Consider the following 24,932-nt stretch of genomic DNA (forward strand, 5'->3'; position numbering starts at 1 on the left):
GCCAGCCTGCTCGCCCTTTCCCTCGGTGTGATCGCCGCGGTGCTGCTGAGCCTCTGGATCGGCAGCAGCACCTCGAGCATCGCCGAACTGCGCCATGCGCTCTTCAGCCCCGATGAGCGGGTCAGCGACATCGCCATCCGGGAGATCCGCTGGCCGCGTACCGTCACCGCGCTGGCCGCCGGGGCCGCGCTGGGCATGGCCGGAACCCTGATCCAGGGCCATACCCGCAACCCCATTGCCGAACCGGGCCTGCTGGGCATCAACCAGGGAGCCGCGCTGGCCATCGTCTCGGTGGCGGTGTTCTCCGGACCGCTGCAGCCCTGGCCGCAGGCACTGCTGGCGCTGGGCGGCGCACTAGTAGCTTCGCTGATAGTTTTCGGCATCGGCCGGGTGGACGGACGCGGCGCCTCGCCGATCACCCTGGTGCTCGTCGGAGCGGCGGTGACCGCGCTGTGCGCCGGAGTGGTCTCCGCCATCGTGCTACTCAGCGAGGCGGCATTGGAGACGCTGCGCTTCTGGCAGGTCGGTTCCGTGGTCCAGGGCTACGATTCGTTCCTGGCGCTCTGGCCGCTGCTGCTGGCCGGGACCGGGCTGGCCCTGGCCAATGCGCGCGGGCTCAACGCCCTGACCCTCGGTGAAGACTCGGCCCGGGCCCTGGGCATCACCGCGCCCCGGGCGCGCGGCATCGGGTTGGCGGCGATCGTGATGCTCTCCGGTCTGGCCGTCACCCTGGCCGGCCCCATCGCCTTCCTCGGCCTGCTGGTGCCGCATGTGGCGCGGCGGATCTTCGGCGCGGACTACCGCTGGGTGATCCCGGGCTCCGCGGTCTGCGGAGCGTTGCTGCTGGTGGTCGCCGACGTGCTCGGGCGCATGCTGGCGCGTCCCGGCGAGCTCCCGGTCGGCGTGGTGGTGGCCATGCTCGGGGCGCCCTTCTTCATCTACGTGGCCCGACGACGCAAGCCGGTCACCGTATGAGCGCCCGACGCACCGCGCCGACGGCGCTGCTGCTGCTCCTGGCCACGCTGGCGGTGCTCTGCCTGCATCTTTCCATCGGCGGCACCCCAATTCCGCTGCCCGACGTGGTCGGCAGCCTGCTCGGCATATCCCCGGATCCACGCACCGAGCTGGCCATTATGGAATTCCGGCTGCCGCGCAGCCTCGCGGCCTTATTCGCCGGCGTCGGCTTCGGCGTGGCCGGTGCGCTGACCCAAACCGTGGCGCGCAACCCGCTGGCCAGCCCGGATATCCTCGGCGTGACCAACGGCGCGGCGCTCGGCGCCGTCGCGCTGCTGGCGCTCACCAGCCAGGTGCAGGGCCTGCCGATGTTCCTGCACGCCTACGGGCTGCCGATCGCCGCCACGCTGGGCGGCCTGCTGGTCTCGGCGCTGGTCTTCTCGCTGGTCTGGCACAGCTCGCTGGAGAGCAACCGGCTGGTGCTCGTGGGACTGGGCATGAGCGGGCTCTGCGCCGCGCTGACCTCGTGGATGCTGACCCTGGGCGATGTGTACAACGCGCAGCAGGCATTGACCTGGATGGCGGGCACCGTCAACGGCGTCTCCTGGGCGGATCTGGCCATCGCCCCGCTGGTCATCGCCATAGGCGTCGCGCTGGCCGCGGCGCTGCGCAACCAGCGCGAAGTGCTCGCCCTGGACTCGGATACCTCCCGCGCGCTGGGCATGGACCTGGGCCGGGACCGCATCATCATGTTGGGCCTGGCCACCGCACTGGCGGTGGCCGCGACGGTGATTGCCGGGCCGCTGGCCTTCGTCGCGCTGGCCAGCGGGCACGCCTCGCGCTTGATTGCGCGCAGCACCGTGCCGCCGGTTGCGCATAGCGCGCTGGTGGGCGCGATCTTCGTGCTGCTTGCGGATTTGGCGGCGGCCCGGCTGTTCTCCGTGGTGCTTCCCGCGGGCGTAGCTACCGCCGTGATCGGCGCGCCGTACCTGATCTATCTGGTGATCCGCCAGACGCGGGTGCGCAGCGCCTGAGCTAGGCGCGCGGACGCAGCGCGGGAAAGTCCGAATCGCGGAATTCGGTGCCCGCGACCACACCGGTGCGGTGCCGGTCTTCCTCGGCCCGGCGCAGTTCGACCCGGCGGATCTTGCCCGAGATCGTCTTGGGCAGGTCGGCGAATTCGATCCGGCGGATGCGCTTGTAGGCCGCCAGGTGCTCGCGGCAGAAGCCCAGGATGTTCTCCGCCAGTTCGGGGGAGGGCTCATAGCCCGCCGCCGGGACGATATACGCCTTGGGCACCGTCAAGCGCAGGTCATCCGGCGCCGGGACCACCGCCGCCTCGCCGACGCCGGGGTGCTCGATCAGCACCGATTCCAGCTCGAAGGGGCTGAGCTTGTAGTCGCTGGACTTGAACACGTCATCGGCGCGGCCCACATAGGTGAGCACCCCGTGTTCATCGCGTTCGGCAATGTCTCCGGTGTGGTAAACCCCGTCCCGGAACACCTCGGCGGTCTTCTCCGCGTCCTCGAAGTAGCCCTTCATCAGCCCCAGGGGCCGCGGGGCGGTCACCAGGCAGATCTCGCCGAGATCGCCTTCCGCGCCGGTGGCCGGATCGCGGAGCACCACCTCATAACCGGGCATCGGGCGGCCCATCGCGCCGATGGTGATGCGCTCTCCGGGCGGGTTGGCGATTTGCACGGTGGTTTCGGTTTGCCCGAAGCCGTCGCGGATCACCTGGCCCCAGGCGCGCTGCACCTGATCGATGACCTCGGCGTTGAGCGGTTCCCCGGCAGAGACCAGCTTGATCGGGGGAGTTTGAAGCAGCGACAGGTCCGCCTGGATCAGCAGCCGCCACACGGTGGGCGGCGCGCAGAAGCTGGTGACCTGCTCCTTGGCCATCTGGCCCATCAGTGCCGCGGCGTCGAAGCGTTCATAGTTGTAGATGAAGACCGTGGCCTCGGCGATCCACGGGGTGAACAGATTTGACCAGGCGTGTTTTGCCCAGCCCGGGGAGGCCACATTCAGGTGCACGTCGCCTGGCTCCAGTCCGATCCAGAACATCGTGCTCAGATGTCCCACCGGGTAGGAGGTGTGGGTGTGCTCGACGAGTTTTGCCTTGGAGGTCGTGCCCGAGGTGAAGTAGCGCAGCAGGGTCTCATCGGCCCGGGTCGGCTCGCTCAATTCGAACTCGGCCTCGGCGGTGAGCGAGTCCTCGTAGCTGAGGATCCCGGCGGCCGGTGCGCCGCCGATCTGGATCAGCCGGTAGTCTCCGCGCACCGTCTCGAACTTGTGCATCTCCGACTCATTGGTGATCATCCAGGACACGTGGCCGCGTTCGATCCGGTCTTCGAGGTCGGCCGGGGTCAGCTGGGTGGTGCAGGGGACGAGCACCGCCCCGAGCTTGATGCCGGCAAGCATCGTTTCCCACAGCTCAACCTGGTTGCCGAGCATCACGGCGATCGAATCCGAGCGCTGCACTCCCTGGTCGCTGAGCCAGCGCGCGAGCTGGGTGGAGCGGGCCGAGAGTTCTCGCCAGGTGCGCCGCGTCGAACTGCCATCGAGTTCGGTAATGATCAGGGCCGGTTCCTCGCCTCGCTGCGGATCCGCGGCGAGGTGGTCGAACCAGTCGGTGCCGAAATTGAAGTGGGTGAACTCGGGCCAGCTGAAGGACTCCTTGGCCTTCGAGTAGTCCTTGCGGAGCTCCAAGAGTTGATTGCGGGCGGCGCGGAATTCCTCGCTGACGTTCATAGATGTCCTCCAACTTCCGTGTGGCTTCAAAAGGTGACCTGCGTTACGTGCCAATCTACTTGGATGTCAAAGCATTTCAAAGCACCCGCGCGCTGCTTTTTGAATTCGCGGCAGCCGAGTGGCGGGTCCGAGGGGAATGGAGATGGCAAACCCCTCGGGGCCACCGCGTACCAGCGGGGAATCCGAGGGGTTGGGTGAAGCCAGGCCACCGTGGCGGGCTCTAGGGGCACGGCTTCCATGACTTGCCACCGGGTGCGTAGCAGCGCGGACCGGTGTAGTTGCTGGGTCCCTGCTGGCGCGGCTGCTGGGTTTTCGGTCGCGGCTGCTGAACCTTGGGTGCGGCCGGTTTCGGTTTCTGCTGCTGGAGGCGACGTTGCTCGGCGGCCTTTTGTTCGGCAGCTTGTTGCTGTCGCTCTATGGCTGCGCGGCGCTGTTCTTCGGCTGCTTTTTCTTCCGCTGCCTTCTTTTTCTTTGCTGCTTCCTCTTTTTTCTTCTTTTCGGCTTCCTTTCGCCCTTCCTCGGCCTTGATCAGAGCGGTCTTATGGTCTTGATGTGCTTGTTCGATGCCGTTTGCGCGCGATATTGATGTATCGAGATTCGCTACGTTCTTGGCAAAGTGCGTGGCGAGTAGCGCATAAGCAACGGGATGCGAGTTCGGCGTGAGCTTGTCCAGTGCGCTTTTGGCACCATGTCCGAGTGCTATGGCGGCAGCGGCCTCTCCGGCCAGGCTTTCGGCTTCGTTGATCGAGTCCGCCGGAGCGTCGCCAAGCTGGCCCAGCGCTTGCGTGGCATCGTCCAGCTTTGCTGGGATAGTGCATTCGGCGTTTGGGTCGAAGAGCCCGGCGGTCGTGGTCGATGCTTCCTTCTCTGCCCGAAGCACTTCGTCATAGAATCGGACGTTCGGCTCATATTTGACCGCGATGCCAAGACCGGCGGCTGCGATCTCGGCACTTATCAGGCTTTTATCCTTGTAGACACCGGCCAGTGTGCGTCCATACCTATCGGTGCGTTCGATGTCGTACTCGAGCTTCACCTTGTCCCCTGGGGCGAGCAGCGATTTGAGGTAGTCGGAGGCTTCGGGGCCCATGCATTCGACGGCCTTATCCGGGTCCGCCGTCTCTGGGGTGTCGATGTTCAGGAGCCGCACGCGGGTTTCCTCGCCGGCGATGCGCATATCCACGGTGTCCCCGTCGATCACGCGGACTACCGTGCCGCGCGAGTCACTATTCAAGGTGCCCGCGTATACCGCGCCGCCGGTGACCAGGGCGGCCGTCACGCCGATCGAAATCCAGGCGGTTCTTTTCTTGCTCATTGATGACTTCCTTTTGAAGCTGCGAGTGGGGTGGGGTGATGAGCTCCCTTCGCTCATTCAAGAAGAGAAACATTGTCGCGTCAACTTAAATCCGATTGTGAACCGCGGGTGGCGGGCCCGAGGGTATTGGAGAACACTTGCAGGCAATCGGCAAAACACTTGAAGCTTCAACTAAATTGGAGTAGGGTGGTAATCAAGAACAGTCGACCGGTACCCAGAAAGGCCTCTCACCATGACGATCCTCCAAGCAGACAAGCTCTCCGCAGACCTCCAGATGAACGCCGTGCAGCTCAAGGTGGGGGACATGAAGGCCATGAGCGGCTACTACCAGCAGGCCCTCGGACTTGAGGTGCTGGGCGAATCTGCTCAGGGCACGCGCCTCGGCCGCGGCGCGCAGACCTTGGTGAACCTGCGGCACGCTCCGGGGCTCCAGCTGCCGGCCGCCGGGGAAGCCGGTCTCTTCCACACCGCGCTGCTCTTCGAAACCCAGGCGGATCTCGCCGCCACGGTGCTCTCCGCCGCGCAATTCGACCAGAGTCGCTTCGTGGGCAGCTCGGACCACCTGGTCTCCGAGGCCTTCTACTTCACCGACCCGGAAGGCAACGGCATCGAGCTGTACTGGGATCGCCCGCGCGAGGCGTGGTCGTGGTCCGATGGACAGGTGGCCATGGACACCGTGCACCTGGACCCGAACGCGTTCCTCAACTCGCACCTGAGCGAGCAGGCCATTGCCGCGCAGCGTACCGCCGAGGCGGAAATCGGCCACGTGCACCTGCAGGTCGGAGACGTGGCCACCGCCCGGGCGTTCTACGTCAATACCCTGGGCTTCGATGAGACCACCTCCCTGGGCAACCAGGCCTTGTTCGTCTCCGCCGGCGGCTACCACCACCACATGGCGATGAACGTGTGGAATTCGCGCGGCGCCGGACCGCGCAAGGACACCCTCGGATTGGGCGAGGTGCTGATCAACGTCCCGACCGAGGATGAGGTCGGCAAGCTCGCCGAACGCTTGAGCTTCGCGAAGGTGGAAAACCACCACACCGGTGCCGAGCTGCGCTTCATGGATCCATGGAACAACCAGCTGCGCGTGGCGGTCGGCTAGCTATTTCGCCGCCGGATCGGCGGAGTTCTGGCCGCGCGTATTGCCCCGGCCGTTTTCGCCTTGCACGTATCCAGATTCGTTTCGCGGTGGTAATCTCCAGTCATCGGATGAGGAGTGGGGTGACCGGCGATGGCCTCGAATGAGGGTGACAGGCTTCGGAGCATGGTTATCGCCTCGCCCAAGTGGGTGCACCGCAGAATCCAGACCAGTGACCACACAACACCTGGCCGGGTACTGCTGAAGAATTCCCTGGATTTGACCCCGCCAGCTTCGGCACGAATAGCCGGGAGTAAATCCCAGGTGGTCGTTCCCATCGCGATCCTCGATAAGAAGGTGTTAACCGGATTCTGGGTCAGGGACAGTTCGGGAGCTCCGCTGGCCGTAATTAGTCAGGAACGGTCAACCCGACTGGTGGCGGACATGCTGGTCAGCGTCGTCGAGCAGGCGGGAATCCAATTCACGTCCAACAGTGCCGAACGCCGGGCACAACTAAAATTCGTCAATAATTCCGAAGCCATTGCCCCGGTTCCACCGACCGCATTGCTTAAGGCTTATCCGCAGTTGCGGGAGGCCAATCCCACGATCCGGTTCATCAACGACTTCATCCATTTGCTCGCGAACTCATGGGTCGTCCTCGTGGAAGTCCCCGAGAGCACCTTGGGGCAGAGGATCATCGTCAGCTATGGGTACGACCTGCCGATGAACCAGGTTCCGTCGCCGAGGATTCTCCAAGACAACGACGTCTACAGCTTCGACGTGTCCGATCCCGGGTTTTCGCGAAGTCTGCATCACGAGGTGTTGGTCCCGCCAGAGCTTACGATTTTCGAAACCAGTCTAGAGCACGGCAGCGTGACCGGAGGCGTGGTCAGAAGCATTGCCACTGCAAGCACCCTGGGTCCAATATCCCATATCCAGAACCTGATTTTCATTCCGCGTTTCGCAAAAGCCGGAGTGGAATTCCGAATCCGGCCCGCTCCCGCGGGGATCAGCGCATTCACCCGGTGGGCCTTGCTCCTAGCCTGGGTGTTCATCCTCGCCAGTTTCGCGATTTGGCTCGGTCCCGCCGATTACTACCTGAGTCGGAATTGGTCGGGCTCAATTTCCTCGTCGGTGATACTCGTTGCACCGGCGCTATTCATGTCCTGGATGGCACGGGCGCCCGAGCCAGGGGTTGTGGCCAGGGCCCTATACCGGCTCCGCCTAATCAATATTCTCCTGGCCCTGTCGATGCTGACCATGGCCGGAGCCCTATCCGTCCAGTGGTCGCCGCGGGTGTGGACCCTGCTCTGGCTGATTGCCTATGCATTCGGCGCCCTCGCGCTGGTGTTCTGGTTGGCCGAGCGGGCCGTGCGCAAGCCGAGGAAATTTTCTCCCCGCCGCAATGGTTGAAATAAGTCAAAGCTCGTATGCTGAAGGTAGCCGAAAGGAGATCACCATGAGCCATCTACCCAGCATGGACCCGGAAGCCGGACTGCCGCAGAGCAGCAACCAGTTGGCGATCTCCTACGCCGAATCAACCCTCGACAATCACGCGGCGTATCTAGTTGACAGTTACCGAAAGATGCCTATCGAAGGCGTATACAAGGATCTGGACAGCGTCGCGGACTACGTGGAGCTTATGGAAAAGATGGGAGGGCTCTCGGCGGGCGAAAGCTCCGAGGCCCAGGACTGGACCGTCGAATAGCGCAAGGGGCTAGGCGCCGGTGATCCTGCCAATTTTCGCCGCGGCGCGCCGGATGAGGTTTTTCGGCAGCTGGCTTTGCACCTGCGGCATCGCGATCGCCGCGTGTTCCTGCGCTTCGACGGTGTCGTTCCAGTACGCCTCGCTCTTGGTGACAGTGGAGGCATCGGGCTTATAGGGCGGCTTGTGGAAGGAGAGGTGCGGGCGCTCCCAGGCGATATTCTTGCGCAGCACCCGCGCCGGGGTGCCCGCGGCAATGACATTGTTCGGAATCCTGCCGGTGACCAGGCTGCGGTAGCCGATCACCGAGCCGTCCCCGATGCTGGCCCCGGCCAGCAGGGCGGCCTGCGCGCCGATCCAGACATGGTTGCCGACCGTGATGTCCTTGGCCGGGTTGATCCGCTTGCCGGTTTTCACGTCGAAGATCGGGTGCCCGTCATCGGCGCGGAACTGGTTTCCGCTGGCGATCATCACATCATCGCCGAAGCGCACCGTCACCCCCTCCACCGCGCTGACCAAGGCCTTGGCGGTGGTGGTCAGGTCGCGTCCGATCTGCACCGTGGCATCCTGCCCGATGCGGATGTTCAGCTGCCAGCCCTTCTTCTTGCTGGGGCCGATGAGCAGCGTCCCGTTGTCGCAGTCGAACACCAGGTCCAGCCGGCCGATCTTGGCGTCCGGGTCGACCAGCACGCGGTTGTTTTTCCCGCGGATCTTGATCGCTATGTTCTTCTCGAAAACGGTGGGGGACTCGATCCGGTTGCCCAGCTCGTCCTCGTAGCTACTGAGCGCGGTAAGTTCAATCACGCTCACGACTCTAGGCGCTCAACCCGGCCGGCGGGCCGGAACCCGGCTGATTCGCAGGGCACTGCCAGCTGTCTCACCCTTGGCGTGCAGGCTAGCGGCCGCGCAGGTCCTCGATGAACTTATCGGCGCGTTCGAGGTTCAGCGCGAGCTTATTGCGCTTCTCGGTGGCCCGCTGCAGGTAGTCGGCGAGCAGGGCGCGGGCGGGCGCGTTCTGCGGATCGCCGGCCAGGGTGTCCACGGTGTCCAGCAGCGAGCCCATCTCCTCCAGGGTGAAGCCCAGCGGCTTCATCGAGCGGATGACCAGCATGCGCGCCAGGTCGGCGGGGGTGTAGATCCGGAAGCCGCCCTCGCTGCGTGTGGTCGCCGGAAGCAGGCCCACCTCGTCATAGTGGCGGATGGTGCGCTGGGAGAGGCCCGTGGCCTCGGCGATGTCCCCGATGTGCATTCTCGGTGCGGCCTCGGCCGGGGCCGGGGTGGATTCGTCCATGTGGTGCTCCTTGTCCCTCGGATTTAAACTCTACCCTTACGTTAAGGTAAGTTTGAATCGGTTGCTGCGCCGCCGGGGCCATTCCCGGTCTCGGCCTTGGTCTGCCCGAGGCCAGGGCCGCGCACACCCCACTGATTCTATGCAACGCGGTGCCACCGCGCTCGCCCCCTTTCCTGAACGGAGCCGGTAATGGCGACAAAAACCACGGCAGCACCCCCGGTTCCCACGCCGGAAGAGCGCCAATCGGTGCTGCGCACGCTCAAATCCCCGCGGCTGCTCAAGACCGAGGTGCTCGCCGGGCTGGTGGTGGCCCTGGCGCTGATCCCCGAGGCCATCGCCTTTTCCATCATCGCCGGGGTGGATCCGCGCCTCGGGCTCTTCGCCTCCTTCACCATGGCGGTGTCCATCGCCTTCCTCGGCGGGCGGCCGGCGATGATCTCCGCGGCCACCGGCGCCATCGCGCTGGTCATCGCGCCGCTGGTGGCCAGCCACGGCATCGACTACTTCATCGCCGCGGTGATCATGGCCGGCATCTTCCAGGTGCTGCTCGCGCTGCTCGGCGTGGCCAAGCTGATGCGCTTTATCCCGCGCCAGGTGATGGTCGGCTTCGTCAACGCCCTGGGCATCCTGATCTTCCTCTCCCAGGTGCCCGAACTGCTCGGCGTGCCCTGGCTGGTCTACCCGCTGGTGGCCCTGGGCCTGCTCATCGTCTTCGGCCTGCCCAGGCTCACCACCGCCGTCCCGGCCCCGCTGGTGGCCATCGTGGTGCTGACGCTGATCACCGTGCTGGCCTCGCTGGCCGTGCCCACCGTGGGGGACAAGGGTCAGCTGCCCGAATCCCTGCCGGCGCTGTTCTTCCCCGATGTGCCGCTGAACCTCGAAACCCTGCAGGTGCTCTTCCCCTACGCGCTGGCCATGGCCTTCGTCGGCCTGCTCGAATCCCTGATGACCGCCAAGCTGGTGGACGACGTCACCGACACGCGCTCGAATAAGACCCGCGAGTCCTGGGGGCAGGGCGCGGCGAATATCATCACCGGCTTCTTCGGCGGCATGGGCGGTTGCGCGATGATCGGGCAGACCATGATCAACGTCAAGGCCTCCGGGGCGCGCACCCGCATCTCCACCTTCCTCGCCGGGGTGTTCCTGCTGATCCTGGTGGTGGTCCTGGGCGACATCGTGGCGCTGATCCCGATGGCCGCGCTGGTGGCCGTGATGATCTTCGTATCGGTGGCCACCTTCGACTGGCACAGCATCAAGCCCGCCACCCTGCGCATGATGCCCAAGAGCGAAACCACCGTCATGCTGGCCACCGTCGTGGTCACCGTCGCCACGCACAACCTGGCCATCGGCGTGGGTGTCGGGGTGCTCACCGCGATGGTGCTCTTCGCCAACCGGGTGGCCCACCTGGTCACCGTTGAACGCCGCCTGGAGGAGCACTTCGGGGTGCAGATCGCCAAGTACGAGGTCAACGGGGAGCTGTTCTTCGCCTCCTCCAACGACCTCTACACCCAGTTCGACTACGCCGAGGATCCGGACCGCGTGGTCATCGACATGCACAACTCGCACCTGTGGGACGCCTCCACCAGCGCCGCGCTGGACGCCATCGGCGCGAAGTACGAGAAGTACGGCAAGACCGTGGAAATCGAGGGGCTGAACGCGGCGAGCCTGAAGATGCGCGAACGCCTGGGCGGCAAGCTCGGCGGCGGGCACTAGCCCGGCCGAAGTTCTCCACAGCCCGTCGGCGCCCGCGGGGCGCAGCCGGAAATGGCGTGATGATGGCTGCATGAGTATTTCCCAGCTAGCGGCCGGACTGACCGGACTGCGTGAATTCGTGACCGGGAGCATCCCGCAAGGCGCCATCGCCGTGCTCCTCGAGGTCATGGAGCTGTGCCTGGAGGTGCTGCAGAAGCTTTCGGTCCGGCTGCGCGAATCAACGGACCCGCGCGTGGCCGCCGCCCACGCGCTGTGCATCGAAAACATCTTCCGCTACGCCGTGCGCGAGCAACTTCGCGCGGCGGCCCACTGCGAGGGAACCGGCGCGCATCTGCTCGCCGAAGAAGAGCTGAGCGCGGTCCGCGACCACCGGGCGGACTACTCCCGGCCGGCGCGCCAGGAATCCGGACGCACCCTCTACCGGAATGCCGCCGGGTTCACCGCCGGCTGGCTCGGGCTGGACTTCCACGAGGCGGACCGGCGGATCAACGACGCCCACCTGCTGGTGGCCCGGCGCAATATGGACGGCAGCGCACTGTCGCCGCGCTTCGCAGAGCTCGCAACACTGCATTCCGGGCATGAAAGCCTCGACCCACGACGCGTCGCCAAAACCGCCCGCAGCCTGGAGCAGCTGGAACCGGCAGATACCAGCTTCGAGGGCGCGCCACTGGACCCGGTGGCAACGCACCGAGACGGACGGCCGATGCAGGCTCATGCGGTCAAGCTGCTCACCGAAGAAGACCGCGCCACCGGGGAAAAGAAGTTCACGGACCTGCTGGCCGGCTACCGCAAAGCCCACGCGCAGGCCACCGAGCCCGAATGCGGGTTCTTCAGCCGCGGCACCCGCAACGGGGTGGATACCTATCTGGTGCGCGTCAAGGGAGCCCAAGCCGAGCAATTCCGCTCATTTGTCGGACAGGCGGACAACCCGCGCACCCGAAGCGGCCAAGCAGCGCGCTCCGCCAACCCACCCGAACCGGCCCCCGAAACGCTATTCGACAGCGATCGGCCCGCCCCGGCGTGGGCGCAGATCCCGGCGGAGGATGAAGCCTCCGCACCCGAGTCAGCCGGAAATCCCACTCCCGGCCCGGAGGCACCAACAGGGGCCGCGGACAGAGCGGCCGAAGCGGACCAGGTCACGGTGGCCCAGCGCCGCCTGAACGCGCTGCTCGCCTCACTGACCCACTCGGCACCGGGCGCCAAGACCGTTACCCCGCAGATCCTGGTGAACATGCAGGCGCAGAACCTCGAAGACCTGGCCCAAGCCAAGGGGGCTGACCGCGCACGGTGTGGAACTCGACCCCGGCGAACTTCGCCAGCTCCTCTGCGATGCCCAGATCATCCCGATCGTCTTCGGCGGCAACGGCCAGGTGCTCGATGTCGGCAGATCCCAGCGGCTCTTCCCGGAGCCGATCAAGCGAGCTGCCTTCGCCCGGGACCGCGGGTGCATCGTCCCCGGATGCACGGCCCCGCATGAAATGCTCGAATACCACCATTGCAACTGGTGGGAACGCGGCGGCAAGACCTGCGTGGAAAACTGCGCGGTGCTCTGCCGGCAGCACCACACGGCAATCCATCGAAGATTGCTTAGAATTGCCATGGTCGATAGCCTGCCGCACATCCTGCTGCCCAAGTATCTGGACCCGGCGCAAATACCGCGGCGCAATAGCTACTTCTCTGCCGTCGCCTAACCCGAGCCCGGGAGTAGCCGGCTCAGTAGCGCATCCCACAAAGATTGAGTTGGTATCGCTTGTGAGTCTCTGGCATGATTGGAAGGTACTCGATTTATTGTGGACCCTCTCTCCGTGATAGATCCTGTCCTTTTTTAGAGTTGAACTAGTACGGCCTGCCCCACAGGCGCGAAACGTTTGGCTCGCCCATGTTGAGAAACAGGAGACCACTAAAGTGGCCGTAAAGATTCGTCTGAAGCGCTTCGGTAAGATGCGCGCACCTTTCTACCGCGTTGTTGTTATGGACTCGCGCGCCAAGCGCGATGGCCGTGCCATCGAGGAGATCGGTAAGTACCACCCAACCGAGAACCCATCGATCATCGAGATCGATTCCGAGCGTGCACTGTACTGGCTTTCCGTTGGCGCCCAGCCAACCGAGCAGGTACACAAGCTGCTGACCATCACTGGTGACTGGCAGAAGCACAAGGGCATCGAAGGCCAGGAAGGCACCTACCAGGTTGCCGAGCCTAAGCCTGCATTCGTTGCTCCTGAAAAGGGTTCGGTGATCCTCAAGGAGGCCATCACCAAGAAGGCCGAGAAGCCAGCTGCCGAGCCGGCAGAAGCTGAAGCCACCGAGGCCGAGTAATCATGCTTGCCGATGCGCTGGACCATTTGGTTCGCGGGGTAGTCGAGGAACCGGAAGACGTCAGGGTTGCCCTGAAGTCCAACCGCCGCGGCGACCTGCTCGAAGTGCGTGTGCACCCGGATGATCTCGGTCGTGTGATCGGTCGCCAGGGACGTACCGCACGGGCACTGCGTACCGTGATGGCAGCGTTGGCTAAGGAGCCGATTCGTGTTGATGTTATCGACACCGATCGTAGCCGCTAGCCAAGCAACTTTGAGGTCAGGCGCAAGCTGATCTCACCACAGAAGGAGTTTCCGCTCAACAGGGCGGAAACTCCTTCTCGTGTTTCACCCGCCAGCTTTTGGCACCACAGCGCGTGGCACCGTCCCGTGAATCCAAGGAGAATGATCACCAGATTATGCGATTGCAGGTAGCACGTATCGGCAAGCCCCACGGAATCCGTGGCGAAGTGACCGTTCAGGTCCTCACCGACGTCCCAGATGAACGTTTCGCACCCGGCGAGGTGCTCCACGTCATCGACGGTCCGGTCAAAACCTTGACCGTCAGCAAGTCGCGCTGGAACAAAACCATTCTTTTGGTCGCCTTCGAAGAAATCAAGGACCGCAACACCGCAGAAACCCTGCGCCAGGCACGCCTCGAAATCGAGGTCACCGGCGAGGAAGAAAGCGAATCGGATGAATGGTACGAGCATGAGCTTCTCGATCTGAAGGTGATGCACGAAGGCACGCAGGTCGGCGTGATCACCGCGCTGCGCACCAACCCGGCCCAAGACCTCCTGGTCTTCGAGGACAACAATGGCGAGGAGATCTACCTGCCGTTCGTGGACGAATTTGTCCCCGACGTTGATCTGGAAGCCGGCACGCTGACCATCACCCCGCCAGCCGGGCTGCTGCAGCTGAACCAGGACGATTCCGAGGAAGAAAAGTAAGCATTATGCGCATCGACGTAGTCTCCATCTTCCCGGAGTACCTTGCACCGCTGGATCTATCGCTGATCGGCCGCGCCCGCGAGGGCGGAATCCTCAACTTGAACGTCACCAACCTGCGTGACTTCACCACCGACCGCCACCACAAGGTCGACGACACCCCTTTCGGCGGCGGCGCCGGCATGGTGATGATGCCCGAGCCATGGGGCCAGGCGCTGGACACCGTGCGTGCTTCGGCCCCGGCGGATCGCAAACCAATCTTAATCGTTCCTTCCCCGGCCGGAGCGGTCTTCGACCAGCAGATGGCCTATGACCTCGCCGAAGAAGAGCACCTGGTCTTCGCCTGCGGACGCTACGAAGGAATCGACGAGCGCGTCATCGAATACGCGCACGAGAACTTCACCGTCATCCCCGTCAGCATCGGGGACTATGTGCTCAATGGGGGAGAAGTAGCGGTGATGGTCATGGTTGAGGCCATCGCCCGACTCATCCCCGGAGTGATCGGCAACCCGGAATCCCTGGTCGAAGAATCCCACTCGGATGTGCTGCTCGAATACCCGGTCTACACCAAGCCTGCCGCCTGGCGCGGCCGCGAGGTGCCGGAGGTATTGCTCGGCGGCAACCACGCACGGGTGGCCCGCTTCCGCCGCGACGAACAGATTCGCCGTACCGCCACTCGCCGTCCGGATCTCATCCAACTGCTCGATGCGAGCAAGCTGAACCGCAAGGATCGCGATGCTCTCTGGCACTCCGGATTCGCCGTTGTCGACGGAGAAATCATCGCAAAATCGGAGCTGGACTGGGCTAAAGAGTCCTAGATCACCATCGAGCCGGGTGCGCATACTCGCGCCCCTAGGCAGAATATGGCAAAATTGTTTCTTGGTGTGTTTTTGTCCTACTCCTGCCACAGGGGGATGAGGGACACGGAAAAACCGCCGCATCGGCAGCGACAGGCTGCCGGTGGTAACACGTTTCGGAGAGATCGCCTTATCGGTTGATGAGCTCCGCTACGAGGATTCGGTGACCTGTGGCATTGATCCTAGAGGATGCACAATGCATATTCTTGACTCAGTAGATGCAGCTTCGCTGCGCTCCGACGTTCCAGCCTTCGCTCCGGGTGACACCCTGAAGGTTCACGTCAACATCATCGAAGGTAAGAACTCGCGTGTTCAGGTTTTCCAGGGCTACGTCCTTGGTCGCCACGGTTCCGGCCTGGGCGAGACCTTCACCGTGCGTAAGGTTTCCTTCGGTACCGGTGTTGAGCGTACCTTCCCAGTTCACTCCCCAATCATCGACAAGATTGAGGTAGTGACCAAGGGCGACGTGCGTCGTGCAAAGCTTTACTACATGCGCGATCGTCACGGCAAGGCTGCGCGTATCCGCGAGAAGCGCGACTTCGGCGGCAAGAAGTAATCTCTGTTCTCTGATGAACGAGATTGCTAGCCCCGAGCGAGCAATCACGAAGCGCCGGACCTGGTTTTGGGTCTGGCGCTTCGTTGTTCTCGCCGTCATCTGTGGCCTTATCGCCACCCTATTCATCCGCGCACTGGTGCTGGATGTCTACCGCATCGAGTCCATCTCGATGCAGAGCACGCTTAATCCCGGGCAAAGCGTCATGGTCGACCGTCGCGCCTATGCCCACGCAGATCCGCAACGCGGAGATGTAATCGTCTTCGACGGCCGCGGTTCATTTCTTCCATACGCCCGCGCATCCTTCGCCGATGACCTGCTCGGCGCGCTGCGCCTTAGCGGGACCGAAAATACCTACATTAAACGCGTGATTGCCGTTGGCGGTGACACGGTAGACTGCTGCGGCTCGGATGGGAAGCTCAGTATCAACGGTGTGCCGACAGACGAGCCGTATATATATGAAGGAGATGCGGCCAGCGAACAAGAATTCATCGGGGTCGTCCCCGAGGGGCGATTGTGGGTTATGGGGGATCACCGGTCAAGGTCTGAAGACTCCAGAGCCCTGCTCGGATCCAGTGGCGGCGGGATGATCAGTGTTGACCGGGTCGTCGGCAAGGCCACGCAGATTGTTTGGCCGCTGGATCAGCGCACCGGCATCGAGTAATAAGCCCGCAACATCCCCGAGTTGGCGAAAAACTTTAAAAACTTTTCACTCAGCGCGAATATCCCCAAATGATAAATGCTTGAAAATACAAGCTTTTCTGGTGTGGCTGAGAATTCATTGCGAATTCTCAGGTCGCACTTAGCTGACTAGCGATAAGTAACCGAACTGCAATCTTAAACTATTTCCCTGGTTCGGCATCGATTCGAGACAAGATCCTTCGGTGATGGAATGACAAGGGAAAATGTTCGCGTGAATATCTCCGTTTGTTGGACTCGCTCCTTGAAACTCCCTCTGTAAAACCGATATTGTTTCAATTTGGTAACAACACACTGCTCTGAAGTGCGCCCAGACCGGGTCGCGACCTTCAAGCGATCGCACCACTTAACTGGGAGAAGCATTAATGCCAAAACCAAAGAACATGACTGCGCAGCGCGGCATCGTCGCTGCCGCGGCCACCGCACTGGTGGTTGGCGGTAGCTTCATTGCTCCCGCAGTCGCAGCCGATAAGGCTGAAAGCACTCCGGCCCCTTCGCAGAGCCCGAGCGCTACGCCATCGGCCTCGGATGTTGCAGTTGACACCAAGGGCTTGGACGAAGCAATCGAGCGCGACTTGAACAAGTCGCCAGAGAAGTACCTTGAAGATGCAAAGGCAAACGACACCGTTGCCGAGGTCACCAAGAAACTTGAAGCTGAAGGCGTAAAGGTCAAGGCCAGCGTCAAAGACGGCAAGGCCGAGTTCAAGGTTGCCGCAAAGGACGCGAAGAAGACGAAGGATGTAATTGCATCATCCGCCGCCCCCCTCGAAGCCGAGCTAGTTACTGTCCCAAAGATAACTAGTGTCAACGAGCTGTACTCCGAGGTAGTTGAGAAGGTTCAGCCTGAAGAAGTTGAACAACTGACGGCTATCTTGGACACCGAAGAAGGGCTTCAGATCATTGCGGGTGGCATTGCCAGCAATGAAGGTCCGACGAAGATGAACGGAAAGTCCTCTCAGCAGGACAAGTCGCCCAGCCCACGCGCTTCGAAGTCTGCGGACAAGAACAAGCTCACTTTGGATGCATTCGCCGCACAAGCCGGCGTCGACCTGGTGGAGACTGAGGGTGAAGGCAAAGCAAGCGCCAGCGCCATCGAAGATATCTACGGTGGAATGGGATACGGAATCGCTCCATCAGGGCAGGATCCGACATTCCTTTGCTCTGTAGGCTTCAATGCTTGGGACCCATCAGGCGCTGACGCGATTATCACTGCGGGACACTGCACGCAAGACGGTGCAATGACCGACACCTACGTAGTTGAGCACGGCGACCCGGATCAGATCGAGGGTATTAGCAACAAGCTTGGCACGTTTGGCTTCAGCCAATTCGGTGGCCCGAACAATTCCGGCACGCCAGGTGTTCCGGAGAAGCCGGAGCTTGGTACCGACATTGCCGTTATTGACGCGATCAACCCCGATCTGATGTTGCATGACCAGGTTTCGGAATGGCCAGCGAACCAGGACGAGCGTGAAAGCACCATTCAGGTTACTGGAGTAGCGACCGCTACTGTTGGTGCCCAGGCTTGTTCCTCGGGACGCACTACCGGATGGAGCTGCTCAGAAATCATTGGTGAGGGCTTGTTCTTCGTAGGTGGCTACGATGATGACGTCCGCGCTGTCTGGGGCTACACTGCGCCAAACCCGAACCAGAGTGTTTTGGACCAGGGTGACTCGGGTGGTGCCGTGCTCATCGGCAACAAAGCAGTCGGTATCAACTCGGCGAACTCCGGTGGCGAAGATGGTCTGGAAGACACTGCCGATGACCTTGCCTTCTACACTGGTTTAGTTGATGCACAGGAGCGCATTTCAGGCGTTGCCGACTACCAAGTGAAGTTCTTCGTGGAGGCACCAGCTCAGAGCTCGCCAGCAGCTGGCGCTGAGGTCAAGCCGGGAGCAACCATCACCGGTAAGGTTGAAGGCGCTTCGACAGGCACCCAGGTCCGTATCGTTGTCGACGGCAAGCTGTACAAGCTTGCTGACGTCAAGGCAGACGGGACTTTCACCTTCGTCGCACCTGCAGAAGAGGGCGAGTTCAGCTTCCGCATGACCGCAGTGAACGGCTTCAACAAGTCGGGCAATGCAACCGGTTCGGTACTCGTTGCGGCTCCGGAGCCAACTCCGACGCCGACCCCAACTCCTACCGAGGAGCCAACCGCGACTCCTACCGAGGAGCCAACGGCTACTCCAACTGAGGAACCTACCGAGTCGGCTACTCCTACCGAGGAGCCAACGGCTACTCCAACCGAGGAGCCAACGGCTACTCCAACTGAGGAACCTACCGAGTCGGCTACTCCAACCGAGGAGCCAACGGCTACTCCAACTGAGGAACCTACCGAGTCGGCTACTCCAACTGAGGAGCCAACCGAATCGGCTACTCCTACCGAGGAGCCAACCGAGTCGGCTAAGCCAACTCCAACCGAGGATGATTCCGAAGAGCCTACCGAGGCTCCAAAGGATGACCAGACTCCAACCAAGTCGCCTGAGCAGAAGGACCCGCTGGCCGATACCGGTTCCAGCACCGTTCCGCTGATCGCCGCTGGTGGAGCCCTGGCTCTCGTAGGCGCAATGTTCCTGCTGTTCCGCCGCGGAAACCGTCGCCACAGCTAAGGGATAATCCCTAAACGGTTGTAGCCCCGGCCGCGACCCGAAAGTGCCCCGCTACCGGCAACGGTAGCGGGGCACTTTCACTTGGCACACATGTGCCTCACCGAATACTTTGCAGAAGCCCAGTTATCATCTTCCTAGGTGATCCTAATGACCTTGAGGCGGTAGTACCATGATCTACAAATCCCCATCAGCTCGTCGTTCACTTGCACTGGCATCCACCGCAGTCGTCGCAGGGCTCATGCTCTCCGGTTGCGGGCAGGCGTCCACCAGCGGCGAGGGAACTACTGAACCTACCGGCAGCGAGAATGTTGTGGACCAAAACGCACTTCTAGAAACCAACGACGCATTGTCCGCCACCTTGGGGGAGGACTATGTGCAGGGCTGGATCGAAGACGGCAAGCTCAACGTGTCGACCACCGACGAAAGCCAGATGAAGGCCATCGAGGAAGCCGGTGCGGAGCCGCACCTGGTTGAGTACTCCGCCGATGATCTCCGCCAGGCCATCAAGGACGTGATGAAGTGGCAGGCAGGGCTGGAATCCCCGCTGAACGTTTCGATCCACGGCTACACCCTGAACCCGAAAATCGGTGGACTGACCCTGTCGGTGGATTCCAGCCACCTGGAGGAAATCAAGACCTTGCTGGAAGCGGAGAAGCCATTGGGCGGCATCCCGGTCGAATTCCAGAAGAGCGGCGGCATCGCCACCCGCGCCAAATAACCGGTTGCGTTAAAGGCCGGCCAAGCACATCTTATGCTTGGCCGGCCTTGCACGTTAAGCCGCGATTTTTACGCGCTGAGCTGGCCTCCGGCGCAATGACCTGCGCGCCAAGTAAGATGAGAAGTATTGCATGACAGTGAAAGGTAAGAAACCGAACGTGAGCGCCGAATCCGCAGAAGTACCCCCAGCGCGGGGCCCGTTGTACCGGCTTTGGCGATTTGTAAGAGAAGTGCTGATCATTCTCGTCATCGCTATTGCGCTCTCCTTGCTCATCAAGACGTTCTTCTTCCGCGCGTACTACATCCCCTCGGGGTCGATGGAGAATACGCTGCAGATCAACGACCGCATCTTCGCCAACCTGATGACTCCCGGCCCGTTCGACCTCGAACGCGGCGACGTGGTGGTCTTCCGCGACGACCTGCAGTGGCTGCCGCCGCTGGAAAACGACCCGACTGCCTTGGAGAACGCACTGTCCTGGGTTGGCATCCTGCCGGCCGCCGACGAGCAGTACTTGGTCAAGCGCATCATCGGCATGCCGGGGGACACCGTCGAGTGCTGCAGCTCCGATGGCAAGCTCACCATCAACGGCGAACCCATCGACGAATCGTACATCTTCGCGGGCGACGCACCGAGCGACATCAAGTTCCAGGTGACGGTTCCGGAGGGAAAGGTCTGGGTCATGGGTGATCACCGCGGCGCCAGCGCCGACTCGCGCTTCCACGTCGATGTCCAGGGCGGCTTCGTGGACCTGGAGTCCGTCCAGGGCCGCGCCTCGGTCATCTCCTGGCCGCTGAACCGACTCGGCGGGATCGACACCCACGAAGAAGTCTTCGCCAACGTCCCTGACGCAGGCAGCAACTAGGCCCCGGCCCATGGCCACGACTAAGGCACAGCCCACGACCCTGGAGCACGAACGGGCCTTGGCGGCCGAGCACGGCGTGCGCTTCATCGGCGCGGCGGATGAGGTGGGCCGCGGCGCCTTGGCCGGCCCCATCACGGTGGGCGTCAGCGTCATCGACATGCAGCAGGTGACCGAATTCCCCGAACTGCGCGATTCGAAGCTGCTCACCCCCGCGCGCCGCGAAGAACTTGTGACCCCGGTGCGCGAATGGGCGCTCGGCTACGGCGTGGGGCATGCCAGCGCCGCGGAGATCGATCAGCTCGGGGTCACCGGGGCGCTGCGCCTGGCCGGCACCCGCGCCGTCGCACAGAGCGCCGTGGCCCCCGAGGCGATCCTCTTGGACGGCAGCTACGACTGGCTCACCGCTCCGGAGCAGGATCTTTTCGACCTGCTGGACGATGAGCGCGAACCGGTGGGGCTGCACATTCCGGTGCGCACGATCATCAAGGGAGATATGACCTGCCAGGCGATCGCCGGCGCCTCGATCCTGGCGAAGGTGGAGCGCGACGGGATCATGGTCCAGGCCGCCACCGAGTATCCGGCCTTCGGCTGGGAAATCAACAAGGGCTATGCCACCGCCACGCATCGGGCGGCAATCGAAAAACTTGGCCCCTGCGACCTGCACCGGAAAAGTTGGAACTTGACTTCCAAGCCCGAAAAGGCCCAAGGTAAAACCTAGAGACAAAGGACGAACCATGGCTGCCGAAGACCTCGAAAACTACGAATCAGACCTCGAATTACAGCTGTACCGCGAGTACAAGGCCGTGGTGGGGCTGTTTAACTATGTGGTGGAAACCGAACGCCGCTTTTATCTGGCGAATCAGGTCGATGTGAAGACCCTGACCGATTCCGGCGAGGTGTACTTCGAGCTGAACCTCACCGACGCCTGGGTCTGGGATATCTACCGCCAGGGCCGCTTCGTGAAGACCGTGAAGGTACTGACCTTCAAGGATGTGAACGTCGAGGAACTGAACCGCGACGAACTGCAGATCCCCAAAGAAGGATTGCAGGGCTAAACGCACCGAACGCACGAAGGCTCCCAACCAGCAACTGGTTGGGAGCCTTCCGCGTGCTCAAGTGCTTACGCTAGTGACTAGTCGGTCATGCCGTCGACGAACTCGCGGTTCTCTTCCATCCACTGCTTGACCAGCGGCTGGTAGTCGTCGGTGTCGTTCTCGACGAACAGCAGGTTCTCCAGATCGTAGAGGGTCTCCAGATCCATCTTGAAGTCGCCCATCCACTTGGCTACCTCGGCGTGGTCGTCGGCGAAGCCGGTGCGGCTGAAGGTGTGAATGCCTTCGGCGTCACCCAGGGAGCCCTTCGGGTCTTCCAGGTTCTTCACCGGGAATGCGGCGTTCGCCCAGTGTGGCTCCCAGAGGGTGACCACGATGTTCTCGCCGTTATTTGTCGCGGTCTCCAGCTCGGTGAGCATCGCGGCGGTGGAGCTGGTCAGGAATTCCATATCGTCCAGACCGTACTCCGGGATGGCCGCCTCGTTCATGGCCTCGGTCAATCCGGCACCGGGCTCGATGCCCACGATGCGGTTGTTGAACTTGTCCGCGTTCGCCGCCAACTCGTCCAGTGAATCGATCGGCGCGTCCTCGTTGACGGCTACGGTCAGCCGCGACTCGGTGTTCCATGCGCCCAGATCCTCGATCTCGTCGCCGTAGTCTTCCAGGTAGGAGGCGTGCGTGACCGGCAGCCACACGTCGGTGGTCAGGTCGTAGTCGCCCGAGGACAGTCCCTCAAAGAGGGGAGCGACGTCGGAGTTGGTCAGCTCGACCTCGTAGCCCTTTTCCTCCAGCACCGCCTTCCACAGCTCGCTGCTGGCAATGCCTTCATCCCAGCCGTTGAAGACCGCGATATTCAGCTTCTTGTCTTCTCCGGCGGCTTCGTTTCCGCCATCGTTGCCGCAGGCGGTCAACGCCAGGGCGCTGGCGGCGAGAACCGCTCCAACTTTGAAGTAATTGCGTTTCATGATCGTGTTTCCTTTCGGTGTGGCGGTCAATTCCGCCGGATTCATTGGTGATTCAGCACGGGGTTCAGGCCGCGAGTTCTTGTTCCTTCGCCTTGGCTGCGGCCTTGCGGCGCTTGGCGAACCAGGTGAAGAGCCCGGACTGCCGTCCGAAGGCATTGGTCAACCGATCCAGGATCATCGCGAGGATCACCACGCCCAGTCCTGCCTCGACGCCCAGTGCGGTATCCAGCCGGCCCAGCGAGGCGATCACGTCGCCGCCTAGGCCGCCGGCACCGACCATGCCGGCGATCACGACCATGGACAGCGAAAGCATGATGACCTGGTTGACGCCGGCCATGATGGTCGGCAGGGCTAGTGGAAGTTGGATCTGGCGCAGGATGCGCCCGGGGGAGGAGCCGAAGGCCTGGCCGGCCTCGACCACTTCCCGATCCACCGAGCGGATGCCCAGTTCGGTGAAGCGCACGCCGGGGGCCAACGCGAAGGCGATCGTGGCCACGATGCCCGGGGCCACGCCGACGCGGAAGAGCATCAGCGCCGGAATCAAGTAGACGAAGGCCGGCATGGTCTGCAGGAAGTCCAAAAATGGCCGGACGATCTGCGAGAAGGTCTGCGACTTGGCCGCCCAAATCCCCAGCGGCAGCGAGATCAACAGCGCCCAGAAGGTTGCCACGAGTACTAGAGCCAGAGTGATCATGGCGTTATCCCATTGGTCCATGCCCACGATCAAGACCAGCCCGAGCGCCGCGCCGAGCATGAACTGCCAGCCGCGGGCGAAGAGCGCAATGAGTGCCACCAACGCGATGATGATCGAGAAGTGCGGAGTGCCCAGCACGTAATAGACCCCGTCATACATCTCCACGAAGATCGCGCGCAGAAAATCGAAGAACGGGCCCAGATTGTCTACGACCCAGTTGACGCCCTTTTCGGCGGTATCTCCAACCGGAATAATGAAGTCGTTCATTAGTTTTCCTCCCCGGCGCCCTGCAGGGCCGCGCTGACAACATTGCCCGGCAGCGGTTGATCCAGCACCGTCATTTCTTCGGTCGGTGGGGCAGTGGAAGCCAGGGCCGCCAGCAGCGTCACCCGCGGGATCACTCCCAGCAAGCGGTTCTCGCTATCGGTGACGGTCACCGGCAAGGGGGACTCCACCGAGGGAACGAACAGGTCGATCAGCTGCGTGTCGCGGTTCACCGATTCCAGCGGCTGGATCTTCGAGGCGATGGAAGTCTCGCCCTGGCGGACCAGCTTCAGCGCGTCGCGGTCGGTGATCATCCCCAGCACCTTGCGGTCCCGGTCGGTGACGATCGCCGCGGAGAGGAACATCTCGTGCATGGTGCGCAGGGCGTTGCGCGGCCCGGCCGTCTCCTGGATGACCGCCCTAGTCGGCTCGAGCACCGAGGAGGCGGTCAGCACACGGGCGCGGTCCACATCCTGCACGAACTGGGCCACGTAGTCGTTGGCCGGATCCATCAGGATTTCCTCCGGGGTGCCCACCTGGACGATCTGCCCGTCGCGCATCACCGCGATCCGGTCCCCGAGGAACATCGCCTCATTCAAATCGTGGGTGATGAACACGATCGTCTTACCGAGCTTGGCTTGCAGCTGAACCAGCTGTTCTTGCATCTCGCGGCGGATCAGCGGGTCAAGGGCGGAGAACGCCTCGTCCATAAGCAGCAGTTCGGTGTCTGCCGCCAGCGCCCGGGCGATGCCCACGCGCTGCTGCATGCCACCGGATAGTTCGCTGGGCATCTTGTCGCCCCAGCCGGTCAAGCCGACCAGATCCAAGGTTTTCGCGGCGGTGGACAGCCGCTGGGCCCGGCCCACGCCCTGCTGCTCGAGCGGGTAGGCCACATTGGCCAATACGGAACGGTGCGGCAGCAAGGCGAAGTGCTGGAAAACCATAGAGACACGTTTTCGCCGCACCTCGCGCAGCTTCGCGGCCGACATCCCGGTGATCTTGTCTTCCCCGACGGTGATCTGCCCCGAGGTAGCGTCCCACAAGCCGTTCAGCGTGCGGATCAGCGTGGATTTGCCCGAGCCGGAGAGGCCCATGACGACAAAAATTTCGCCTTCTTTAACTTCAAAGGAGGCATCGATAACGGCTGCGGTGTTCGATGCAGGCAGATCTTGCCGCTTCGTACCGGCTTTGAGCTTCTTCACCGCTTCCTGCGGTTTGCGACCGAAGACCTTATACAAGTTCTCGACCTTGACGGCGATGTTGCTGGTCATTGTCTCCACTGCCCGTCTACCTGTGAAGGCACGGGCCGATTGGGGACCACAAGCCGCGGTCGCAGCAGTCGAATCCTCGAACTAAAGATCGCTGGCACTCGCTTCTTGCTTGCACGGCCCGAAGTAAACCTCCAGCTCGTGCAGGGTCCTTGATTCTTTTATTCTTGGTCGACACAAACTGCATGTCGAGACCGGATATCCACACTAACAAATTGCCGGAGAATTGTTCTCTGGCTAAGTGCAAAATCCTCCAATATCATGCTCCTAAAACCTCAACTTATCGCGGATTCTAGGCGCTGAATCGCAAGTTACCCAATTGTTATAGACGGTGGGTCAAAATCCTGGTCAG

At 62.5% G+C, this 24,932-nt stretch carries 25 protein-coding genes; 18 read left to right on the plus strand and 7 right to left on the minus strand.

What is annotated here, in order from left to right; translation table 11 throughout:
• Window positions 1-27: 27 nt before the first annotated feature.
• Together ACT3UQ_RS04950 and ACT3UQ_RS04955 are read left to right on the plus strand one after the other, a co-directional pair.
• Entirely contained in the window at window positions 28-975 is a 948-nt protein-coding gene (locus ACT3UQ_RS04950; protein ID WP_444636577.1) for a FecCD family ABC transporter permease, read from the plus strand.
• Window positions 972-1,988: a FecCD family ABC transporter permease gene (locus ACT3UQ_RS04955; protein WP_444636578.1), complete on the plus strand. Its 1,017-nt coding sequence runs from the start codon at window positions 972-974 to the stop codon at window positions 1,986-1,988. The genes ACT3UQ_RS04950 and ACT3UQ_RS04955 overlap by 4 nt, the downstream gene beginning before the upstream one ends.
• A 1-nt stretch (window position 1,989) precedes the next feature.
• Here ACT3UQ_RS04955 and ACT3UQ_RS04960 read toward each other — a convergent pair whose 3' ends face one another.
• Window positions 1,990-3,702: an AMP-binding protein gene (locus ACT3UQ_RS04960; protein ID WP_444636579.1), complete on the minus strand. Its 1,713-nt coding sequence runs from the start codon at window positions 3,700-3,702 to the stop codon at window positions 1,990-1,992.
• A 220-nt stretch (window positions 3,703-3,922) separates the two neighbouring features.
• Complete coding sequence (locus tag ACT3UQ_RS04965) at window positions 3,923-5,014, minus strand: thermonuclease family protein (RefSeq protein WP_444636580.1); 1,092 nt, start codon at window positions 5,012-5,014, stop codon at window positions 3,923-3,925.
• Window positions 5,015-5,246: 232 nt separating this feature from the next.
• On the opposite strand from ACT3UQ_RS04965, the gene ACT3UQ_RS04970 reads away from it, so the two are divergent.
• The 3 genes from ACT3UQ_RS04970 to ACT3UQ_RS04980 all read left to right on the plus strand — a co-directional run bounded on the left by ACT3UQ_RS04970 (window position 5,247) and on the right by ACT3UQ_RS04980 (window position 7,800).
• Window positions 5,247-6,116: a VOC family protein gene (locus ACT3UQ_RS04970; RefSeq protein WP_444636581.1), complete on the plus strand. Its 870-nt coding sequence runs from the start codon at window positions 5,247-5,249 to the stop codon at window positions 6,114-6,116.
• A 129-nt stretch (window positions 6,117-6,245) separates the two neighbouring features.
• Window positions 6,246-7,505 (plus strand): hypothetical protein, encoded by a 1,260-nt coding sequence (locus ACT3UQ_RS04975; protein WP_444636582.1) that lies wholly within the window; start codon window positions 6,246-6,248, stop codon window positions 7,503-7,505.
• Window positions 7,506-7,551: 46 nt separating this feature from the next.
• Entirely contained in the window at window positions 7,552-7,800 is a 249-nt protein-coding gene (locus ACT3UQ_RS04980; protein ID WP_444636583.1) for a hypothetical protein, read from the plus strand.
• Between the two features lie 9 nt (window positions 7,801-7,809).
• Here the strand turns inward: ACT3UQ_RS04980 and ACT3UQ_RS04985 are convergent, their stop codons facing one another.
• Both ACT3UQ_RS04985 and ACT3UQ_RS04990 read right to left on the minus strand, forming a co-directional pair.
• Window positions 7,810-8,601, minus strand: a complete 792-nt coding sequence (locus ACT3UQ_RS04985) for an acyltransferase (RefSeq protein ID WP_444636584.1) — start codon at window positions 8,599-8,601, stop codon at window positions 7,810-7,812.
• A gap of 91 nt (window positions 8,602-8,692) precedes the next feature.
• Complete coding sequence (locus tag ACT3UQ_RS04990; RefSeq protein ID WP_105554622.1) at window positions 8,693-9,088, minus strand: MerR family transcriptional regulator; 396 nt, start codon at window positions 9,086-9,088, stop codon at window positions 8,693-8,695.
• A 189-nt stretch (window positions 9,089-9,277) separates the two neighbouring features.
• Here ACT3UQ_RS04990 and ACT3UQ_RS04995 point away from each other — a divergent pair, with 189 nt between their 5' ends.
• From ACT3UQ_RS04995 to ACT3UQ_RS05055, 13 genes are all read left to right on the plus strand, one after another.
• Complete coding sequence (locus ACT3UQ_RS04995; protein ID WP_105569148.1) at window positions 9,278-10,801, plus strand: SulP family inorganic anion transporter; 1,524 nt, start codon at window positions 9,278-9,280, stop codon at window positions 10,799-10,801.
• 70 nt (window positions 10,802-10,871) lie between these two features.
• Window positions 10,872-12,278, plus strand: a complete 1,407-nt coding sequence (locus ACT3UQ_RS05000) for a hypothetical protein (protein ID WP_444636585.1) — start codon at window positions 10,872-10,874, stop codon at window positions 12,276-12,278.
• Between the two features lie 428 nt (window positions 12,279-12,706).
• Window positions 12,707-13,117, plus strand: coding sequence for a 30S ribosomal protein S16 (gene rpsP, locus ACT3UQ_RS05005; protein WP_105554625.1), 411 nt, complete (start codon window positions 12,707-12,709; stop codon window positions 13,115-13,117).
• 2 nt (window positions 13,118-13,119) lie between these two features.
• Window positions 13,120-13,359, plus strand: coding sequence for an RNA-binding protein (locus tag ACT3UQ_RS05010; protein ID WP_105554626.1), 240 nt, complete (start codon window positions 13,120-13,122; stop codon window positions 13,357-13,359).
• Between the two features lie 155 nt (window positions 13,360-13,514).
• Window positions 13,515-14,045, plus strand: a complete 531-nt coding sequence (gene rimM, locus ACT3UQ_RS05015) for a ribosome maturation factor RimM (protein WP_105569146.1) — start codon at window positions 13,515-13,517, stop codon at window positions 14,043-14,045.
• 5 nt (window positions 14,046-14,050) lie between these two features.
• Window positions 14,051-14,860 (plus strand): tRNA (guanosine(37)-N1)-methyltransferase TrmD, encoded by an 810-nt coding sequence (gene trmD / locus ACT3UQ_RS05020; RefSeq protein WP_096287886.1) that lies wholly within the window; start codon window positions 14,051-14,053, stop codon window positions 14,858-14,860.
• A 235-nt stretch (window positions 14,861-15,095) separates the two neighbouring features.
• Window positions 15,096-15,455, plus strand: coding sequence for a 50S ribosomal protein L19 (gene rplS, locus ACT3UQ_RS05025; RefSeq protein ID WP_105554629.1), 360 nt, complete (start codon window positions 15,096-15,098; stop codon window positions 15,453-15,455).
• A gap of 13 nt (window positions 15,456-15,468) precedes the next feature.
• A complete protein-coding gene (gene lepB / locus ACT3UQ_RS05030) occupies window positions 15,469-16,116 on the plus strand; it encodes a signal peptidase I (protein ID WP_444636586.1) in 648 nt (215 codons plus the stop codon).
• Between the two features lie 400 nt (window positions 16,117-16,516).
• Window positions 16,517-18,757: a trypsin-like serine protease gene (locus ACT3UQ_RS05035; RefSeq protein WP_444636587.1), complete on the plus strand. Its 2,241-nt coding sequence runs from the start codon at window positions 16,517-16,519 to the stop codon at window positions 18,755-18,757.
• A 169-nt stretch (window positions 18,758-18,926) separates the two neighbouring features.
• Entirely contained in the window at window positions 18,927-19,475 is a 549-nt protein-coding gene (locus ACT3UQ_RS05040; RefSeq protein ID WP_105552018.1) for a hypothetical protein, read from the plus strand.
• A gap of 229 nt (window positions 19,476-19,704) precedes the next feature.
• Window positions 19,705-20,337, plus strand: a complete 633-nt coding sequence (gene lepB / locus ACT3UQ_RS05045) for a signal peptidase I (RefSeq protein WP_258133424.1) — start codon at window positions 19,705-19,707, stop codon at window positions 20,335-20,337.
• A gap of 10 nt (window positions 20,338-20,347) precedes the next feature.
• Entirely contained in the window at window positions 20,348-21,055 is a 708-nt protein-coding gene (locus ACT3UQ_RS05050; protein WP_105552019.1) for a ribonuclease HII, read from the plus strand.
• A 16-nt stretch (window positions 21,056-21,071) separates the two neighbouring features.
• Window positions 21,072-21,392, plus strand: a complete 321-nt coding sequence (locus ACT3UQ_RS05055; protein ID WP_096287037.1) for a DUF2469 domain-containing protein — start codon at window positions 21,072-21,074, stop codon at window positions 21,390-21,392.
• Between the two features lie 77 nt (window positions 21,393-21,469).
• Here the strand turns inward: ACT3UQ_RS05055 and ACT3UQ_RS05060 are convergent, their stop codons facing one another.
• The 3 genes from ACT3UQ_RS05060 to ACT3UQ_RS05070 form a co-directional block, all read right to left on the minus strand.
• Window positions 21,470-22,354: a glycine betaine ABC transporter substrate-binding protein gene (locus ACT3UQ_RS05060; protein ID WP_105552469.1), complete on the minus strand. Its 885-nt coding sequence runs from the start codon at window positions 22,352-22,354 to the stop codon at window positions 21,470-21,472.
• A gap of 64 nt (window positions 22,355-22,418) precedes the next feature.
• Window positions 22,419-23,315 carry an ABC transporter permease gene (locus ACT3UQ_RS05065; RefSeq protein WP_096287035.1) on the minus strand — a complete coding sequence of 299 codons (897 nt, stop codon included), beginning with the start codon at window positions 23,313-23,315 and terminating at the stop codon, window positions 22,419-22,421.
• Window positions 23,315-24,583, minus strand: coding sequence for a quaternary amine ABC transporter ATP-binding protein (locus ACT3UQ_RS05070; RefSeq protein ID WP_105552020.1), 1,269 nt, complete (start codon window positions 24,581-24,583; stop codon window positions 23,315-23,317). Before ACT3UQ_RS05070 ends, ACT3UQ_RS05065 begins: the two co-directional genes overlap by 1 nt.
• Window positions 24,584-24,932: the final 349 nt, after the last annotated feature.

Source organism: Glutamicibacter sp. AOP12-B1-11, assembly GCF_052379245.1.
Lineage (GTDB): Bacteria > Actinomycetota > Actinomycetes > Actinomycetales > Micrococcaceae > Glutamicibacter.

Bases quoted from the DNA above. Each gene is read 5' to 3' on its own strand.
- ACT3UQ_RS05060 (WP_105552469.1), bottom strand. From the start codon at position 22,354: ATGAAACGCAATTACTTCAAAGTTGGAGCGGTTCTCGCCGCCAGCGCC.
- trmD (WP_096287886.1), top strand. From the start codon at position 14,051: ATGCGCATCGACGTAGTCTCCATCTTCCCGGAGTACCTTGCACCGCTG.
- ACT3UQ_RS05055 (WP_096287037.1), top strand. From the start codon at position 21,072: ATGGCTGCCGAAGACCTCGAAAACTACGAATCAGACCTCGAATTACAG.
- ACT3UQ_RS04955 (WP_444636578.1), top strand. From the start codon at position 972: ATGAGCGCCCGACGCACCGCGCCGACGGCGCTGCTGCTGCTCCTGGCC.
- ACT3UQ_RS05040 (WP_105552018.1), top strand. From the start codon at position 18,927: ATGATCTACAAATCCCCATCAGCTCGTCGTTCACTTGCACTGGCATCC.
- ACT3UQ_RS04960 (WP_444636579.1), bottom strand. From the start codon at position 3,702: ATGAACGTCAGCGAGGAATTCCGCGCCGCCCGCAATCAACTCTTGGAG.
- ACT3UQ_RS05065 (WP_096287035.1), bottom strand. From the start codon at position 23,315: ATGAACGACTTCATTATTCCGGTTGGAGATACCGCCGAAAAGGGCGTC.
- ACT3UQ_RS04990 (WP_105554622.1), bottom strand. From the start codon at position 9,088: ATGGACGAATCCACCCCGGCCCCGGCCGAGGCCGCACCGAGAATGCAC.
- ACT3UQ_RS04965 (WP_444636580.1), bottom strand. From the start codon at position 5,014: ATGAGCAAGAAAAGAACCGCCTGGATTTCGATCGGCGTGACGGCCGCC.
- ACT3UQ_RS04995 (WP_105569148.1), top strand. From the start codon at position 9,278: ATGGCGACAAAAACCACGGCAGCACCCCCGGTTCCCACGCCGGAAGAG.
- ACT3UQ_RS05010 (WP_105554626.1), top strand. From the start codon at position 13,120: ATGCTTGCCGATGCGCTGGACCATTTGGTTCGCGGGGTAGTCGAGGAA.
- ACT3UQ_RS05035 (WP_444636587.1), top strand. From the start codon at position 16,517: ATGCCAAAACCAAAGAACATGACTGCGCAGCGCGGCATCGTCGCTGCC.
- ACT3UQ_RS05070 (WP_105552020.1), bottom strand. From the start codon at position 24,583: ATGACCAGCAACATCGCCGTCAAGGTCGAGAACTTGTATAAGGTCTTC.
- rplS (WP_105554629.1), top strand. From the start codon at position 15,096: ATGCATATTCTTGACTCAGTAGATGCAGCTTCGCTGCGCTCCGACGTT.
- ACT3UQ_RS05050 (WP_105552019.1), top strand. From the start codon at position 20,348: ATGGCCACGACTAAGGCACAGCCCACGACCCTGGAGCACGAACGGGCC.
- ACT3UQ_RS04980 (WP_444636583.1), top strand. From the start codon at position 7,552: ATGAGCCATCTACCCAGCATGGACCCGGAAGCCGGACTGCCGCAGAGC.
- rimM (WP_105569146.1), top strand. From the start codon at position 13,515: ATGCGATTGCAGGTAGCACGTATCGGCAAGCCCCACGGAATCCGTGGC.
- ACT3UQ_RS04970 (WP_444636581.1), top strand. From the start codon at position 5,247: ATGACGATCCTCCAAGCAGACAAGCTCTCCGCAGACCTCCAGATGAAC.
- ACT3UQ_RS05000 (WP_444636585.1), top strand. From the start codon at position 10,872: ATGAGTATTTCCCAGCTAGCGGCCGGACTGACCGGACTGCGTGAATTC.
- ACT3UQ_RS04975 (WP_444636582.1), top strand. From the start codon at position 6,246: ATGGCCTCGAATGAGGGTGACAGGCTTCGGAGCATGGTTATCGCCTCG.
- lepB (WP_444636586.1), top strand. From the start codon at position 15,469: ATGAACGAGATTGCTAGCCCCGAGCGAGCAATCACGAAGCGCCGGACC.